Genomic DNA, 15,871 nt, shown 5'->3' with positions numbered 1-15,871 from the left:
CCGAAAGCTTGTCGGCGAATTGGCCGACGAGTACCCCCTCTTGGTTGGCCGATTCCATTGATCGAACCGGTTAACGTTGATCGCCAGCATTCCCGACCCTCGCTTTTTAAGCGAATAGGTTTGGACTCATCCTGAATACCAACTTCATGTTTTCACTCAGCAAAAATCTTATTCGCTTTTCGAGTTGCTTTGCCGGCCTCTTGTGCATTGCTTGGATGACGGTCCAGACCTGTTCTGGCGAGATCATCAATTATGCCGAAAAGGGCCGACCAGAGGCTCCCGGCCTCGAACTGCTTCAAGAAGAACCGCACGATATCATCCAGTTCAACGAAGAAGCGGGTGGCGGCTGGGTGAAGGCACGCCTGCTGGAACTGGAAGGGGGTCGCACGATGCCTCAAGATCCCAAGGGCGTGATTAAGTTCAAGATCATCGGTATCGAAACGAAGGAGTTCGTAGCAGATTGGAAGAACATTGAGTCGATTGATTTTTGGGAAAAACGACTAGAACGCGAGACCGCTGAACGCATCAAGGCGGGCGATTTTCCTGGCGCGTATCCGTTCCTATCAATTTTGATTCGGGATTACCCCAATCGTCGCAATCTTCGCACACTGCGAGGCGAGTTTCTTTTTCGAGACGCGGGACGTCGTGCTCGCAACGGCGAAATCGGTCCCGCCTTGGCCATGCTTGAAGAACTCCAGCGATACGCCCCGGAATACAAGGGCGGCGTCGTCATGCGTGCTCTGTCCGAAATGACCGATCGGTTGATGTTGGACTTAATGAAGAAGAAGCAATTGGAACTCGCCCAAAAGCTGCTCGCCCGTCTGGAAAAGGACTACGCCGGTAAGCCGCTGACCTCGATCAAAAAGTGGAACGATACGTTTTACAAGATGGCCGAGGAACGGCGAGACAAAGCCAAAGTTGCTCTGGCCAAAGGGATCGAAACAAACGTCTTCCAAGAGTTCCGCGACGCTCGTCGTCTAGCACGCGAATGCCTTTATTTGAAGCCGACCATCGAAGGCGGTAAGGAACTGGCACGAAAGATCGAAGAGATTTACCCGCTCGTTAAAGTGGGTGTCTTGCAGACCGCCAAAGATCCCGATCCCACGCGACTGGACAATTGGGCGGCGAGACGTGCAGGTCGCTTGCTGTACCGCGTGTTGTTTGAAATGCAGGGCGCTGGACCTGAGGGCGGTGAGTACGAGTTCCTGTTTGGCGAAACCGAACAAAGTGCCGACCGTATGAAGTTCTCGATGATTTTGGTTCCAGAAAAGCTGCAAGCACCACTTAACCGCGTCAACGGTTTCTTCGTCGCCGATCGTTTGGCTGAACGTGTCATGCCATCCAGCGACCTGTACTTTTCACCCTGGGCTGCCTCGGTCGAACAAATCGGTCTGGATGGTCCCAAGCAAATCGATTGCGTACTGCGTCGCCCCAACGTGCTTCCTGCCGCCCTGGTGCAAATGAATGTCGACGGCAGTTGGTTTGGCGGTGAACCGGGTTCGCCCACCGGTGATTACCGACGCGATAAGGTTGAAGGCGACACGGTTCGGTACACACTGGTCGGCGAGCAACGCACCGCATCCCAGCCTCGCGAAATTGTCGAGATCCGCACCGAGTCCGCACGCGAAGGCGTCGCGATGCTGCTTCAAGGCGAAGTCGATGTGCTGGACCAACTCTTCCCCGCCGACGCGGTGCGATTGGAAAAGAACCGCAGTGTACGAGTCGCACGCTATCCGCTACCCAGCATCCACATGCTGGTACCGTGCAGCGACCATCCCTATCTTGCCGAACGTACGTTCCGACGTGCACTGGTCTATGGGACCAACCGCGAAGACATCCTGACCGGCGAATTGCTAGAGAGCATGGAAGTACCGGGCTGCCGAGTCCTATCAGGCCCGTTCCCCGCTGGCTTGGAAGACAATGATCCGCTTGGTTATGCCTACGACCAAAACATCAAACCGCGACGCTACGAACCCCGTCTGGCCAAGCTGTTGATGACCATGAATGCGAATCAAATGGAAGCTCTTGCGGACCGTCGAAAAGAAGAGACCCCCGAACTGACACCGATTCGACTGGCGTACCCGCCCGAGAACCTGTCGCGCACCGCGTGTGAAGCGATCAAGAGCCAGTGGGAACTACTCGACCTGGAAGTTGAACTGGTCGAACTCCCCGTCGGGGAAGCGTTCCCGAAAGAAGGACAGGCTGATCTGGCATACGTCGCCGCGGCAGTCTGGGAACCCATCATTGATGCTCGCCGCGTCCTCGGCCCCAGCGGCATGGCCGGCAGTACCGATCAACTGGTGGGACTGGGGCTACGACGTTTGGAAGAATCAAAGAACTGGAAAGATGCTCGCGACCGCTTGTTGGATCTGCACTTCATTTCCAATAACGAACTCCCAGTGCTCCCGCTTTGGCAACTCGTGGACTCTTACGCTTACAACCGAAATCTACTCGGCGTGGGCTCTGACATCGTGTCGCTCTACCAAAATGCTGAAAAGTGGAGGTTGTCCCTATGAATCAATCTAACAAGATGAGTCATCGTATCCTCCATCACTCGGCGCGAACCGTGGCGTTACTTGCCGCTGTCGCTTGGATCAGTGTTGCTACGATCTCGAACGTTGTTGCCGTTGAATCTGCAACCGACCCGAATGCTAGTAATCCAGTTGCCAATCAGGCGACCGCAAACCCAGACGTCGGCCCCAACTCGATCGACGTCACCGCGCCGGGTGGAACTGATTCCCCGACGACTCCCGACGGATCATCTTCGAATGCCTCACCTTCGGATGCGTCAGCCAGCGAAAACTCTTCGGAGGGTCTGGAACCAGGACAACTGGAAGCTCGTCCTGAGGAACCACCACCGTTCGACTACGCACCCTATCGCGTGCTGATCTGGATCGCCTCGGACAATCCTCGCATCAACGCCGATTCCCTTCGCCAACAAGTCCACGACTTTGTCGATCGCGACTTCTTTTCAGTCTGGCGGACCGCAATCGCTGACGCTCCTCCCGCCGTATCAACAATGGCCCAGCGGGATTTGGGATCACTCGACTTTGACGTGATCGCGGGATCCGATCCGGTGATTGCGATCAAACGCACCCACAAAGATTCTCTTCGCATCCACTTCGCTGGCGATGCGGGACGATTCCTCAATGGCATCCAAGGCACCAAGGCTCGCGTCCAGGACATCATCGACCGAATCGAAGCCGATCCCGAATTTGAAACCACACCGGCCAAGTTTGCCTGGAAGGATAAACTCGTCCCAATCCAAGGTGATGCAGTTGCCGTGCAAGAGCTTTGGAAAGAGGAGTCGACCGAAGCCATTCTCGTTTCTCGAGGTATGGGCGATACGCTGACCGATCCGAATGCCAAGCTGATCGTGCCTCCGATCAAAGGCCAGGTTGTGCAGGCGATTGAGCAGTTCGACAAAATTTACATTGCTCGGCTGCAAACCCAGCAGGCACCGATGAGCGTTCAGGTAATCGAACTGGACACACTCATGCGTCACTTCGGCAGCGTCACGACGATGCCATTGGCCACCGAAGGACAACTCGCCGAAGTCGTCGGGGCATCCGTCCGCAACGCTTTTTCTCCGGTCGTTCGTATTGATAACGCCGGGCAAAAATCAGCCACCGGCCTAGTCCGTGCCGCAGGACTGGCATTGGACAAAGACTCCCCCGCACACATTCGGGTCGGCGACGTCTTGCAGCCGATGGTGCGAAAAGACGACCGCAACGGAAAGCCCATGACCATCGGACCACTTGACTGGGCATACTTAATCACCACCGAAGCGGACGGCGAAAAAGTCAAAATGGACTTCCATGCGGGACGTATGGGTGGGCTCCAGGGACGCAGTAATAACCGCACCCATCGCATGGGAATTCTGGTGCGACCGCGTCTGGAAGAGACAACTCTGCGATTGCACGCCAAGGGAGATCCCAACCAGCCGCTAATCGGCTACGAGATCTACGACAAAGAACTCGAAGGCAAGTCCATGACATTCGTTGGCCGCACTAACTGGAATGGTGTCATGACGGTAGGAAAGATCGAAAGCCCGTTGCGTTTGCTGTATGTCAAAAACGGTGGTGCTGTGCTCGCACGTTTGCCGATCGTCCCCGGCCACTATCCCATCACGGTTGCTGACCTAGCCGGCGACGACATGCGACTGCAAGCGGAAGCCTACATCCGTGGCGTCCAAAACGTGATCATTGACCTAATTGCGGTTCGTGAACTCTTCAAAGCTCGAATCATGATGCGACTGAAGAAGGGCGAACTTAAAGAGGCCGAAGAGTTGCTGGAAGGCTTGCGTAACGAACCGTCCAATGAACGGATTGCCAATGACATGGGCAAGAAACAAACCGAGTTTCTAAAGGCAATCGGTCGCAACGCTAACCAGCAAGCCAAGGTCGACCAAATGTTTAGCACGACCCGAGGCTTGCTATCCAAGCACATCAACCCCAAGATCATTAATGAACTTGAAGACGCTTTGATCTTGGCCAAGCAAAACGGCAAATTGCCATCCGAAGACGACGAAGACGACGAAGAAGGCGAAGAAGGCGAAGAAGGCGAAGAAGGCGAAACATCGTCGGAAACAGAAACCGCTGAATAGGGCAACTTTAACCTGGCCTAATCTGCTTTAATAACCGCTTTATTCACCGCGGAACGCTACACCAAACTGGTAACCACCGATCAACGCTAGAAGCGAGCCTGACGCTGCTGCAGGTACTCGGTGAGCGCCTTGTCGAACGGCATTCCAGTGTCCAGCGGGACGTAGTCGATCCGCATCGCGCTGCACCCTTTTTGGTACGCAGCCCTAAAAGCTTCGACGCCCTGCAAATACTCCGATCGAAACCCGGTCGCGTCCACCGTGACCTTCTCGCCGGATTCCGGATCTTCAAATTCGATCGGCCCTTCGTAGGGGAATGTCACCTCGGCTTCGTCCATGACATGGAACACAATCACATCGTGACCGCCATGTCGCAAACGTCCCAACGCGGATAGCACTTCACTGGGATCCCCTAACAGATCCGAAAACAACATGATCAAACTGTGGTGCCGCAGCATCGCGGCGACCTGGATTAAGCTATCGGGCAACTCAGTCGTGCCATCCGGCGTCATCGCCGAAAGCGCCGCCATGACGTCGCCCATTTGCCCACGACGACTTCGCGCCGGCAAGACCGCCCGCAACTTATCCCGAAACGTTAGCAATCCCACAGGATCCTTTTGCATCGTCATCAAATACGTCAACGAGGCAGCCAAGCATGTTGCGTATTCGAACTTGGTCATCGAATGCAGATCACCAAATCCCATCGATTTTGAAAGGTCCATGACCAAGTAGCCGGTCAGGTTGGTTTCCGCTTCGAACCGCTTGATGTAGTGCTTGTCCGTCTTGGCGTACACCAACCAATCGATCAGCTTCGGATCATCGCCGCGGTTGTAACGTCGGTGCTCGCTAAACTGAACCGAAAAGCCTTGAAGCGGGCTGGTATGAAGCCCCTGCAAAAACCCTCGCACTACCATCCGAGCCCGCAAGTCGAGCCGCTTGATCTTCTGGAGCGATTCAGGTGAAAGCGAGGCGGTCATGATCGCGACTCAAGTTGGCCATCAACCAATTCCCAGCGTTGATCAAGCGACTCGGCCAAAGCCGTCGAGTGGGTCACGGCTACCAAGACGGCATTCTCGTCCGCCTGCAAACGCAACAACAACTCGGTGATCTCGCCAGCCGTTCGGGCATCCAAATTACCGGTGGGTTCATCCGCTAAAATCAGAGTGGGACGCATCAACAACAACCTCGCAATCGCGACTCGCTCCCGTTCACCACCAGACAACTGACCTGGCAAGTGGGTCGTCCGTTCACCCAAACCGACCGATTCGATTAACGACAATGCTCGGTCACGGTGTTCCGAAGTCGGTCGCCCGATCGCCAGCGACGGAATCAGCACGTTTTCCAACACCGATAGTTGTGGCAACAGATGGTGATCTTGAAACACGAAACCGATCGATTGGTTTCGGAACAAAGCCCGCTGCTTCTCAGTCATCGAAAACGGATTGTCGCCATTGATCGACACGGTTCCGCCATCGGGTGAATCAAGTGTCCCCAAAATCTGCAACAACGTTGTCTTACCGCTCCCGCTGGGACCGACAATCGCCGCGGACTGTCCCGGCGACAAATCCAACGACACATCTTTCAGAACGCAAAGGGGCTCTCCGGGGGTCGGGTACGCTTTACGAACGTGCTGAACTGTTAACACGGATGGCTTTCAAACTACGGGACAACGGGTGCACAACCAGTGTAACAAACCACCAAGCGTACCGAACCGCCAGATCCCCCCGCGTCAGACTTCGTTGCATAACAGTGGCTCTATCTCAGGCCGTCTACCGCAATAGGCCTGTCCTGCACCACTCGCCCAAAGCAATCGGTTTTTCAAACGCTGATCGTGCCCATGCTATCTACGCGGGACCGTAGCCGAACACAAGTCCGCTACAGCTAAACCATCCACTGTGGCTGCGACTTTGCATCGTCGCCGAACCAACCGCGTTTCTTAGCCGCATCGACCAATCGTTGTGGTGGTCGCACGACAAGCAATGTCATCAATGTAATGAACACGATCCCGATCACGGCGAAAATCCGTCGCATATCAGCAACCGCATACACACCGCCTTCTCCCGCTGGGGTAATTTCGGTTGGTGTGACCGGCAAGCCATACTGCTTTGCCAACTTCACAGCGTTGATCATGTTGATGACCGGAATGCCTGACGCTAAGAACCTCGCTGCGACACAATCATTGGGCGAAGGTTTCCCGTCTGGGGTTTTCGACATTCCGACCTGGGTCGCGCCCAGAAGGCGACTTGGCGAATAGGCTGATACCGGACGAATCACACCTTCACCAAGCGTATCATTGCCAACAGTACCGCCAACGGAGGCATCACCACCACCGACGTTGATATAAACCGCGTAGGTCTCGTCCTCAACGGCTTCGGAGTAAACGAGCATCCGGCGTTCAATCGCATCCTGATCATCCGAACTGTCCATCAACGGCAGCCCACTGCGTTCAATGGATGCTTCCAGAATTTTACGCGTTTCGTCACTCATGCCAGCGGCCCGATCCTCGAACCCGCCGCGCGAAACCATTTCGCTGCGAAAAGGCATAATCCCTTCGTCAAATAGCATCTTCTCCATGTCCGGCCACATCAGGTCGGGCGAATTCGCACCGAACTGGCTAGAAGCCGCACTACTGACGATCACAGGCCGACAATCAAGCGACTTCGCCGCGCTGTACACCGCAATGTTCAACGCTGGAAAAGATCCGGTGCAGCCAATCGCAATCCGGTCGCCGGGGCGAACCCCCGCATCAACCAACAATCGCATGGCTACGGCAGCGAAATTCGGATTCACACTGGTTTGTTTTGCATCGAGGTGACCAGGAAGACTGGTCACCAAGGACATCGACGGGCCCAACATGCCCGTGTCCGCTGGATCATGGATATCAAGCATTGTGTGGTTGAGAACGACGCGACGACAATGAATCGCGTCGAACGCTTCTTCAGCTCGCTCGGAAGCGTCTAACATCCGATCCTGCAGATCGGGAACGCTCATCGCGAAGACAGCCCATCTGTCAATCACTGGCCAGCGAGCAGGCATGCTGCGGACCGCCACAACAACTGCGATCGACACGACCGCCAAGATCACCAGCGACCACGACGAAATCTTTTGTGGTCGATAGTACAGTTTCTTCATCTTCAGGATTCTTTCATCATCAATTCAAAACGTGACACGCCGCGTAGCTCCAACAATCCGCTCAAGCCAAATTCGTAACGCCAATCGCAACCAACACCAAATGCACCAACGCGGAAGCAATGACCAGCGGCGATAACGTTTGCACCACACCGCTACGTGAAATCCACAATGCGACCAAGCCTGGGATCACGAACCCAATCACGGTCATGTTTTGCAGCCAACCAAGCGACACCTCGCCACTGGGAACCGTCCCGGTGGAACCTGTCGCCATCGCCATCGAGACGCTCGGCCAGATCAATTCCAACATCGCTCGCAGTGTGGCCGCAACCGCGAAACCAAACACCATCGTCAACACGACCCGGCGACGTCCGAACAAGATCGCAAAACGATCCACCTCGTGCACCAACCACGCGGTCAGTAATGCAGCCGCGATAGTCGCGACCACCGTCAACGGTTGATCAAAAGACAGAGCCAAGTATCCAGGAACAATCATTCCTCCGACACTCAACCCGAAGGCTTCCGTGAACAGCAGACTGACGACCAACCCAATTCCGATCGACAACGCTAACCATTCCATCTCAGACCATCTCCAGCACACGTTTGTCTTCAGACGCGGTTGCTTGCGAATCGCCAGCCGTGGCTGGTTGATTGACAACCTTCTTGGCAGCGAAGTCGGTGCAGCTATTTGCGTCCGCGAAGAAATCGGCCAATGCCATCCCGGGTCCGGCAATGTTGCCAACGCCCATTAGCATCATATCAGTTGATGCTAGGCCGGTCGAACTTTCCGAATTTGCATCCGTTGCTGATGATTCCGAGCTGAACGAACTGCCCGCCCCAGCGGCGACAAGTTGCGTCTTGGCTTCTTCAGCGGCAAACGACTCCGTTAGCATCGAAACCACTTCGCGGCCGTTGGCGTTCCCCAAGCACAAGATGTGATCTGGGTTCATTTTGCCCTTCAGCAAGCGACGAAGGAACACGTCTGTTCCCGAACCGATGATGACGACTCGATCCACGCTACGCCAATCGACGCAGGCATTCGCCATTGTCACGCTGCGGTCGATTCGGTCGACGCGGCAATTCATGATTAGCACTCGACGAGTCACGCCGGGGAAATAATCGTGAGCGGCTTCCCAGATTCGGGTTGTCGATTCAGGGTCGTTAGCAGCAAACGCGTTGACGAAGTGCCAGTTGTCGCCAGCCACCGTTTGTTGGTGAACACGCATCGCACCCGGATCCGGTTCCGCAGCCCACATGCCTTGCAAAGCCACTTCCCGGTCTACACCCATCTCGGCACAAACGGCCAACGACAGCGCGACGTTTTCAGCGTGTTCCAGGTAAGAGAACTGCGAAAGCTCTTCGGCGGTCACGCTCGCGGAGTCTTCCGATGTAATGTTACGCATTTCCGAGCCGCGGTCACGACAAGCTTCGTTCATCACGTTTAGCGAGTCGTTGCGATCTTCGGCGGTCAAGAACTTTCCACCCACAGGAACGGTCGCCGAAAGAGCGCGAGCCACGTCCAAGCGTGTAGGTCCCATCACGTCCAAATGGTCGGCACGGGCGTTGGTGATCACACCATGGGTGGAGCGGACCAACTTGAGTTCACAAACCGATTGCAACAGCGGTTGCAAAGCCATGCACTCAATAACCAATGCTTCGGCTTTTTCGGCAACTGCAGTTTTGACAATCCGTTTTTGCTCGATGACGTTTGCACGATCCGGGCGGAAGATCGGCATCTCGCGACCGTCAGCGAAGATCATTCGTGCCAACGTACCCGTGGTCTTGGCACATGTTTTGATTCCACCGGCCCGCAAACCAGCGGCGATCAGACGGGTCACCGAAGACTTACCGCGAGTCCCGTTGACGTGAATTCGATAAGGGATCTTCTCGAGTTGACGGCGATACCACCAGGCCTCAACAAGAGCGGCCAAACCAACTGTAGCGGCAACCGCTACCAATGCATGCAATCCGTTCACAGACGGTTCTCTTTCATACCAGAGGAGACGCGAGCCAACGGTTCAACGCCAACATTGGCGAAAGGGGGAAACCGATTGACCGATACGACAAAACCGACAACTAACGGCAATCCAGCCGCTAGTTCAAAAGGGGGTTTGGTGACCGCGACTTCGCTGGAGGTGCGGAATCATCGTTGCTGAAGGTCCGCAAAGTAAGCCGCGCAGATCTCCCGCGCTGGATGCATTACGAATTCTCTCGATGACTCGGCCCGACAGTGTGGGGGCGGTCGATTGGCTTAGAAAAGGCCCGCGAACGAGTCAGCCAAACTCATGTCGTTCTTGGGAAGTTCGAGAATTATTCTCTAGCATCGGTCTGAGTAAAGAGCAGTCCGCAATAATTCCCGTTCGAACTACGAAAGTCGCCTAAAACACCTAGAAAGGCACCTTATGGCTGAGACGACGCCACAGAATCCACCAGCCGACCTTGACGGACAGGTCAAGTTTGACGGTTAGGAAAACATCCCCGGATTTTCCTAACAGTCCGGACCATCCGCAGAGTCTTTAAGACTCGATCGGGCGACCCTTTCGGTCTCCAGTCGCTTCCCGCCAACATCGTTAACCATACCGATGAAGACACTAAGCCCCCCACATTCTTAGCGGAATATTGGCGGCTAAGCGATCAAATGGCGTCTCTGCGCTAGGTGGCAACTTGCCCCTGGTCGTGGTGACCACCATCGGCTGGATAGGCCTTGGCTAAGAACCAAACTCCAGCGTTGTTAACCAACCGTTACAGCTACTGAACCGGAATGACGTCGACTGATTCGGCTTGTACTAGTCCTGATTCAGCCAGTCGGATCGCTTGCTCTCGCTCGTATTGGCTCGCGAAACCCAGGCTGGCTGGCCGGACTCGCCAAACGGGATCTGCTTGCAGATGCTCCATCCCATGCTGCCGCGCATCCACGCCGGCCAAATCCCAAGCAGCCCACACGGCGGCGTCCTGCACCCGAGACCGAATGGGCCAGGACGACGGCCACGGGTTTACGCCATTAGCCTTCAACGCTTTTCTCGCTCGACCAATCGCACCCACCAACACTTCGGGATGGGTCGCGACAATCCGTTGGTCTTTCATTGCATCACACAGCCATGACTGACGCATTGATTCGGTGGCTAATTCACTGCGGAAGCGTCCATCCATTTCGAGCTGATGGATCGCGAGCAGCGCCGCAACCCGATCCTGAGGCAAGCATTCCGACGCAAGCGTTCTTGTACTAATCGCTTCCACCACTGCATCACGCCGATACATCAGGGCTAAATACAAACGCTGTTCGATCGACCATCCATATGGGTTGCTTAGCAAAGTGGCGTCGACTAGACGGCCCAGCACTCGGGTTGTCGCATCGGGATTCTCAAGGCCGTGATCAACGCCTTGGAAATGATCCAGGTGCGAATAAATGATCTTTGACTCGACACGGTACAAGTGCGGGCTTCGCGAAGCAACACAACCGAGATGGGCGATCAATGTTTGCGACGATTCGTGGCGGCCCCATCGCCCCCAGCTATTGGCACAGCTAGCCGTGATGGGCGACCAATCCAAATCGGGCCCCGCCTGCTCAGCAAGTCGGGTGAAAACGTCGAAGGTTTCGGATCCCTTGCCAGCCCGCTGTGAAAACGTACGCCACGCATCCAACACGGCAGTTCCTACACTTTGTTCCGCGTCGTCGTACATGTTCGCCGGATCCAGTCGATCGAGTTCTTGATGATGGACCTCGTTTGCGATTTCATCGACAATCCGTTCAATCTGTAATTGTGTTTCCAGGTCGGCTAACAGACTTGATCGCCACAACGCTTGTACGATCTCCCCACGTTCAAACGAGTCCGACTCAGTCGCTAGCCGCACCAGATTCTCGATCGCGAGTTGGCGAGCATGATAGTGCGAATTGTTGATACGCCCGATCCAGTGCTCGTACCCGCGACCGTTCAACTTGTCGAAACGGGGTCGTTCCACGTCATCGGGACCTGCCTTCAAAAGAGGTGAGTTCAGCGGTTCTTTCGATTCCCGTTGATGTCCGCTCGAACCAGAATTCATCGCACGAGGATCGGTGCCGTCCGCGATCGCGATCATTCCAAAAGGCAAACCTGACGCCAGCACCACACCGATAATGAACGCAGTCATGCAAGCACAGTTTGCTACACAGGTAGCTACACAAGGCTCACATGCCACGCCCTGAACAGACCGCTGCGAACAGCGTGGTTGTGTCATCGAAAAGACTCGGCGAGGACGCGCCAAACGAGTGGCCGGTTCGCTTTGTGTTGAATGTCGTTTCAATCCTGGCCCTCATATGTCGATGTGCACTCAACCTTAGTTCGCTTCTAGTGCCAAGGCCAACGATTCCAACCGGTTCTGGTCATCCATCGATGGCAACTACCAACCCAAACGTCGCGATCAGCTGCCGCACGAATCCACCTCGGAAAGCCTATTTCGGCCACGACAGTTTCAGTTGGAGACCTCCATCGACACACTGATGTGGCTAATAACGTTGACCATGCATCAAACGCACAATCCGGTTAAACTTCCTAACCCATTCATTCAATGCTTTACGAAAACTTACATTTCGGCCGCATTTCCCTCGACTTAACCTGACGACCAGTTTGATGCTGATTTATTGCTTCGAAGATGATCGTGTCGCAAAACTAGCTCCGATCACCCACGCTCGGCCCGCTTATGCAATCACGTGCGCGGGTTACCGGCTGATCGACTGGCTGCAAGAACTGCAAAGCCAAAACTCCGGGTCGAAGCTGGTTGGCGAAGTTCGGCCTCACCTGCGGTCGATCCAAGACACGGACTTTGCAATCGAAGAGGTTCCCACGCTGCTTGGTCGACCTGACGCCTCAGCATCCACCGAGAAAATCGGCGACGTTTTGCTAGTCAACGCGCGGCTGGCCCCCACGCTGGCCAACTTCAAGCGACTTCAAGAACTCACCAAGTCAAAACGCTTTGCCGTGGCCACCGAAGTCGGTGACGACCAAGACACTGAACCTGACGACGAAGCAAGCGGTTCAGATCGACCTAGCGTTTTGGCGGCCTGGCTACCTGCGGCCGAAGTGAACACAGCCATCGAAAAAGAACGCCGTAAGTCGGCTGAAGCCCCAACCCCGAAATCTTCAAAATCCACTTCCAAGTCGTCTGCTTCGACATCGGCTTACACGCAACACGCTTGCGATTTCTTGTGTCGACACGCCATGACAGCCGAGCGAATGCCTTCCACCAGCAAATGGCAAGTCTTCGGATGGCCTCACGATGTGGTTGCGACGCATATGGTTAGCATGAGCGACTCGATGGAACACCGCATCGCGAAGGGAAACTACGAACAACTTCAGGACGGCGTCTTTGTCGGAAAGAATGTCTCGCTGGGCCAATATGCATCGATCCATACCTCCGGCGGTGCCATCGTTCTAGAAGACGACGTGAAGGTAGGTCCCTTCTGCTTTTTGGAAGGGCCATTTCACGCCGGGCACAAAACTCGCGTGATTGAGCACTCATCCATCAAAGATGGTGTCTCCGTCGGGCACACCACCAAAATCGGCGGCGAAGTCGAAGCGTCGATCATTGAGCCCTACACCAACAAACAACACCACGGGTTTTTGGGCCACAGCTATCTGGGAAGCTGGATCAACCTGGGTGCTGGTACGTGCAACAGTGACCTGAAAAACACCTACGGCAAAATCAACATCGAATACGGCGACCAAAAAATCGCCACAGGCATGCAGTTCCTTGGTTGTGTGATGGGCGACTACACCAAGTCAGCGATCAACACTGGCATCTTCACCGGCAAGGTCATCGGCGTCTGCAGCATGATGTACGGCTTCGTGACCGGGAATGTCCCCAGCTATGTCAACTACGCGAGATTGTTTGGTCAAACATCGTTACTGCCACCTGAAGTGATGGTCAACACGCAAGCCCGAATGTTCGCTCGCCGTAACGTCGAACAACGCCAAGCCGACATCGATCTCATTCACGCGATGTATCACTTGACCGAGAACGAGCGAGAGCAATCCGATCAACTCGGTCTTTAAGAAACAGCCAACCGATAGCGTCGGCCGGTTCGCAACGGTTAAAGAACACCGAAAGATTACAGGCTACCGGTCTTTGGAATACCAACCGGATTCTTGACTTTGTTGTCGCACTTGATCCTTCCAAGCATTCGCTCGGGTCGGTTCGGGTTGCTTATCAACTGACGAACCACGGTAGCTCGTTTCCTGCATCGATGCTTCCCGAACCGGAACGCTCAAGCGCTGCCCCGTCGATGGCGACCAACGCGTTGGCTGGTCATAACCTTGACGCTGTATCATCGATTCCGGCGACGGTAACGCTGGTAACAAATCGGGAGCGTGCAATTGACCATTACCGGACGCACGACTGGTTTCATTCTGATAGCTCGGTGGCGTGACCACATTTGTGTTGCCACGCAACGCAGTTTGCGTCGTTGAGTCAAATGGATTGCGATAGTTGTCCGGCGCGGGGATCGGGCGTACTCGATGCCACTGTTCGCCTTGTTGCCCCTGCCCATTTAGGTTTGCAGGTTCGCGACTGGGCTGCATCCCCGTCGTCAACTCACGCAGGTCGCGTTGATCCCGCTCAATCTCATAACGACTTCGCTGCAGCGAATCCTCAGCGGGTTGCCGATCTTCGGTGGAGGGTCGATAGGGCGTGGACGATCGACCGTTGGACGGTGGATCAAGCTGATAGTGGGATCGCACAGGCGGACGTTCGTCTTGATACGAGTCCTGATTATCGCGAGCGGATCCCGACGAATCGGTACGACTGAGGTCATTATCGCTGGACCGAGTGTCATAGCGATCGTCGCTGTCACGACCCGAGTCATATCGGTAGTCGGTCTCAGGGTAGCGAGAGCTTTCACGTTGCTGCTGTTCCATCGCCGCACGCCCGGCTTCGTAACCCTTTCGGTAAACCTCGTTGGGATCTACGTTTGGCGACGCCGAACGAGCGTTCCCCAATTCTGGTGCTTCCACTGGAGCACGGTCCGAAGGCGAAGTCACCCGGTCTGAACTGCCCGTCAATGGACTCAGATTCGAACCCGGCCCGGAAAATGTCGAATCGGAATAGGTTGACCCCGAATAGGCCGAACCGTAGTCACTGGATAACGGCAAATCCATTTGCGGATAGGGCACGGTCAGGTCAGGCCGTCCCGATAACGCGGGTGCCGAACCGGAATAGGATTCCGAGGGCAAGGTAGGAGGCGAGAGCGGCTGGTAATCGCCACCGCTTACACCGCCACCGAAGGCACCGCTCGTGTTTCCATAAGAATCGATCGTTGACGGCATCGTTGTGCTGGGATAGCTAGTGCTTGGAATCGGCGACGCACCATACAGATCATTCCCACATCCCGTCGCTCCGCAGGGCGCCACTGGCGAAGTGGGAACCCCACCCGTCATCGGGTCGAAGGTTGCAAAGGGAGTGCGTTGGAGTTGCTGAACGCTTGAAGCACAAGGCTGCTGGACTGTCACCGTGGTGCCAGTGATCGGATCCACGGAAGTGGTTGGGCGATAGTAGGTAATCGGAGCGTTGTAATATGATGTTCGATAGCCGGTGCCCAACAAGGAATCGAAAAACCGAGCCAATCCCGAACGAACTGGCGTGCGATAGCCCGAAACCACTGGCGCCGTCGCCGGACGCAACGCTGTCACCGACGGTGCGGTTGCAGAATAGCTATTAGGATAGACGTTGCCCGTTCCATAGAACGAATTGCTGGTCGTCGCCGTTCCACGATAACCGCTTACCACGGGCATCCCCGTGTAAACCGAAGGGTTGTCTAAGGGTACTGCTCCATAAGCTGGACGCTGCACGGAATAAGCAGGCGGCGTGGAATAGACGCTAGTACCAGCCAATGGCAACACTGGGCTAGTCGTAGCTCCGGTCAGCAAAGGCGTGTAGCCAGCAGTGTAAGGTGCGTAGCCTGCGGAGTAGCCGCCATAGCCGGCGGCGTACGGCGTCCCGTTCGTGATCGGCACCGGCGGAGCAGCGGCGTAAGCTGGCTGCCGACCGTACATCCAGTCCGTCAGACAACACGCCGAAGCGGAGGATGCAGCGACCGAGGAACTCACCACGGCAGCAGCAAGCACGGCTAACAGATTTCGTCGTCTCGAGTGGGCAGGCATCAACCAT

10 protein-coding genes are annotated in these 15,871 nt (G+C 55.4%); 3 read left to right on the top strand and 7 right to left on the bottom strand.

Going from position 1 to position 15,871, the window contains the following annotated elements; genetic code table 11:
- The first annotated feature begins 215 nt into the window (after window positions 1-215).
- Both ACR3ZL_RS05910 and ACR3ZL_RS05905 read left to right on the top strand, forming a co-directional pair.
- Window positions 216-2,516 (top strand): ABC transporter substrate-binding protein, encoded by a 2,301-nt coding sequence (locus ACR3ZL_RS05910; RefSeq protein WP_486173276.1) that lies wholly within the window; start codon window positions 216-218, stop codon window positions 2,514-2,516.
- Window positions 2,513-4,606 (top strand): hypothetical protein, encoded by a 2,094-nt coding sequence (locus ACR3ZL_RS05905; protein WP_486173275.1) that lies wholly within the window; start codon window positions 2,513-2,515, stop codon window positions 4,604-4,606. Before ACR3ZL_RS05910 ends, ACR3ZL_RS05905 begins: the two co-directional genes overlap by 4 nt.
- Before the next feature lie 86 nt (window positions 4,607-4,692).
- Here the strand turns inward: ACR3ZL_RS05905 and ACR3ZL_RS05900 are convergent, their stop codons facing one another.
- From ACR3ZL_RS05900 to ACR3ZL_RS05875, 6 genes are all read right to left on the bottom strand, one after another.
- Complete coding sequence (locus tag ACR3ZL_RS05900) at window positions 4,693-5,580, bottom strand: DUF58 domain-containing protein (protein WP_473648812.1); 888 nt, start codon at window positions 5,578-5,580, stop codon at window positions 4,693-4,695.
- Entirely contained in the window at window positions 5,577-6,248 is a 672-nt protein-coding gene (locus ACR3ZL_RS05895; protein WP_486173274.1) for an ABC transporter ATP-binding protein, read from the bottom strand. The genes ACR3ZL_RS05900 and ACR3ZL_RS05895 overlap by 4 nt, the downstream gene beginning before the upstream one ends.
- Before the next feature lie 236 nt (window positions 6,249-6,484).
- Window positions 6,485-7,735 (bottom strand): poly-gamma-glutamate system protein, encoded by a 1,251-nt coding sequence (gene pgsW, locus ACR3ZL_RS05890; RefSeq protein ID WP_473648814.1) that lies wholly within the window; start codon window positions 7,733-7,735, stop codon window positions 6,485-6,487.
- A 61-nt stretch (window positions 7,736-7,796) separates the two neighbouring features.
- Complete coding sequence (gene pgsC, locus ACR3ZL_RS05885) at window positions 7,797-8,312, bottom strand: poly-gamma-glutamate biosynthesis protein PgsC (protein WP_473648815.1); 516 nt, start codon at window positions 8,310-8,312, stop codon at window positions 7,797-7,799.
- A gap of 1 nt (window position 8,313) precedes the next feature.
- Window positions 8,314-9,708: a poly-gamma-glutamate synthase PgsB gene (pgsB, locus tag ACR3ZL_RS05880; RefSeq protein WP_473648816.1), complete on the bottom strand. Its 1,395-nt coding sequence runs from the start codon at window positions 9,706-9,708 to the stop codon at window positions 8,314-8,316.
- 772 nt (window positions 9,709-10,480) lie between these two features.
- On the bottom strand, window positions 10,481-11,860 hold the full coding sequence (locus ACR3ZL_RS05875) for a hypothetical protein (protein WP_473648817.1): 1,380 nt from the start codon (window positions 11,858-11,860) through the stop codon (window positions 10,481-10,483).
- Window positions 11,861-12,339: 479 nt separating this feature from the next.
- Here ACR3ZL_RS05875 and ACR3ZL_RS05870 point away from each other — a divergent pair, with 479 nt between their 5' ends.
- Window positions 12,340-13,761, top strand: a complete 1,422-nt coding sequence (locus tag ACR3ZL_RS05870; protein ID WP_473648818.1) for a putative sugar nucleotidyl transferase — start codon at window positions 12,340-12,342, stop codon at window positions 13,759-13,761.
- Window positions 13,762-13,824: 63 nt separating this feature from the next.
- Here the strand turns inward: ACR3ZL_RS05870 and ACR3ZL_RS05865 are convergent, their stop codons facing one another.
- The gene (locus tag ACR3ZL_RS05865) at window positions 13,825-15,864 is read right to left on the bottom strand and encodes a hypothetical protein (RefSeq protein WP_473648819.1); all 2,040 of its coding nucleotides are present in this window, start codon (window positions 15,862-15,864) and stop codon (window positions 13,825-13,827) included.
- Window positions 15,865-15,871 lie beyond the last annotated feature (7 nt).

This window comes from Rhodopirellula sp. J20-39 (assembly GCF_057365095.1).
The sequence above is the reverse complement of the archived record's forward strand: the minus strand, read 5'-3'. Positions and strand labels throughout refer to the sequence as shown.

Excerpts from the sequence above, each read along its gene's own strand:
- ACR3ZL_RS05910 (WP_486173276.1), top strand. The coding sequence starts at position 216 with ATGACGGTCCAGACCTGTTCTGGCGAGATCATCAATTATGCCGAAAAG.
- ACR3ZL_RS05905 (WP_486173275.1), top strand. The coding sequence starts at position 2,513 with ATGAATCAATCTAACAAGATGAGTCATCGTATCCTCCATCACTCGGCG.
- ACR3ZL_RS05900 (WP_473648812.1), bottom strand. The coding sequence starts at position 5,580 with ATGACCGCCTCGCTTTCACCTGAATCGCTCCAGAAGATCAAGCGGCTC.
- pgsW (WP_473648814.1), bottom strand. The coding sequence starts at position 7,735 with ATGAAGAAACTGTACTATCGACCACAAAAGATTTCGTCGTGGTCGCTG.
- pgsC (WP_473648815.1), bottom strand. The coding sequence starts at position 8,312 with ATGGAATGGTTAGCGTTGTCGATCGGAATTGGGTTGGTCGTCAGTCTG.
- ACR3ZL_RS05875 (WP_473648817.1), bottom strand. The coding sequence starts at position 11,860 with ATGACTGCGTTCATTATCGGTGTGGTGCTGGCGTCAGGTTTGCCTTTT.
- ACR3ZL_RS05870 (WP_473648818.1), top strand. The coding sequence starts at position 12,340 with ATGCTGATTTATTGCTTCGAAGATGATCGTGTCGCAAAACTAGCTCCG.
- ACR3ZL_RS05865 (WP_473648819.1), bottom strand. The coding sequence starts at position 15,864 with ATGCCTGCCCACTCGAGACGACGAAATCTGTTAGCCGTGCTTGCTGCT.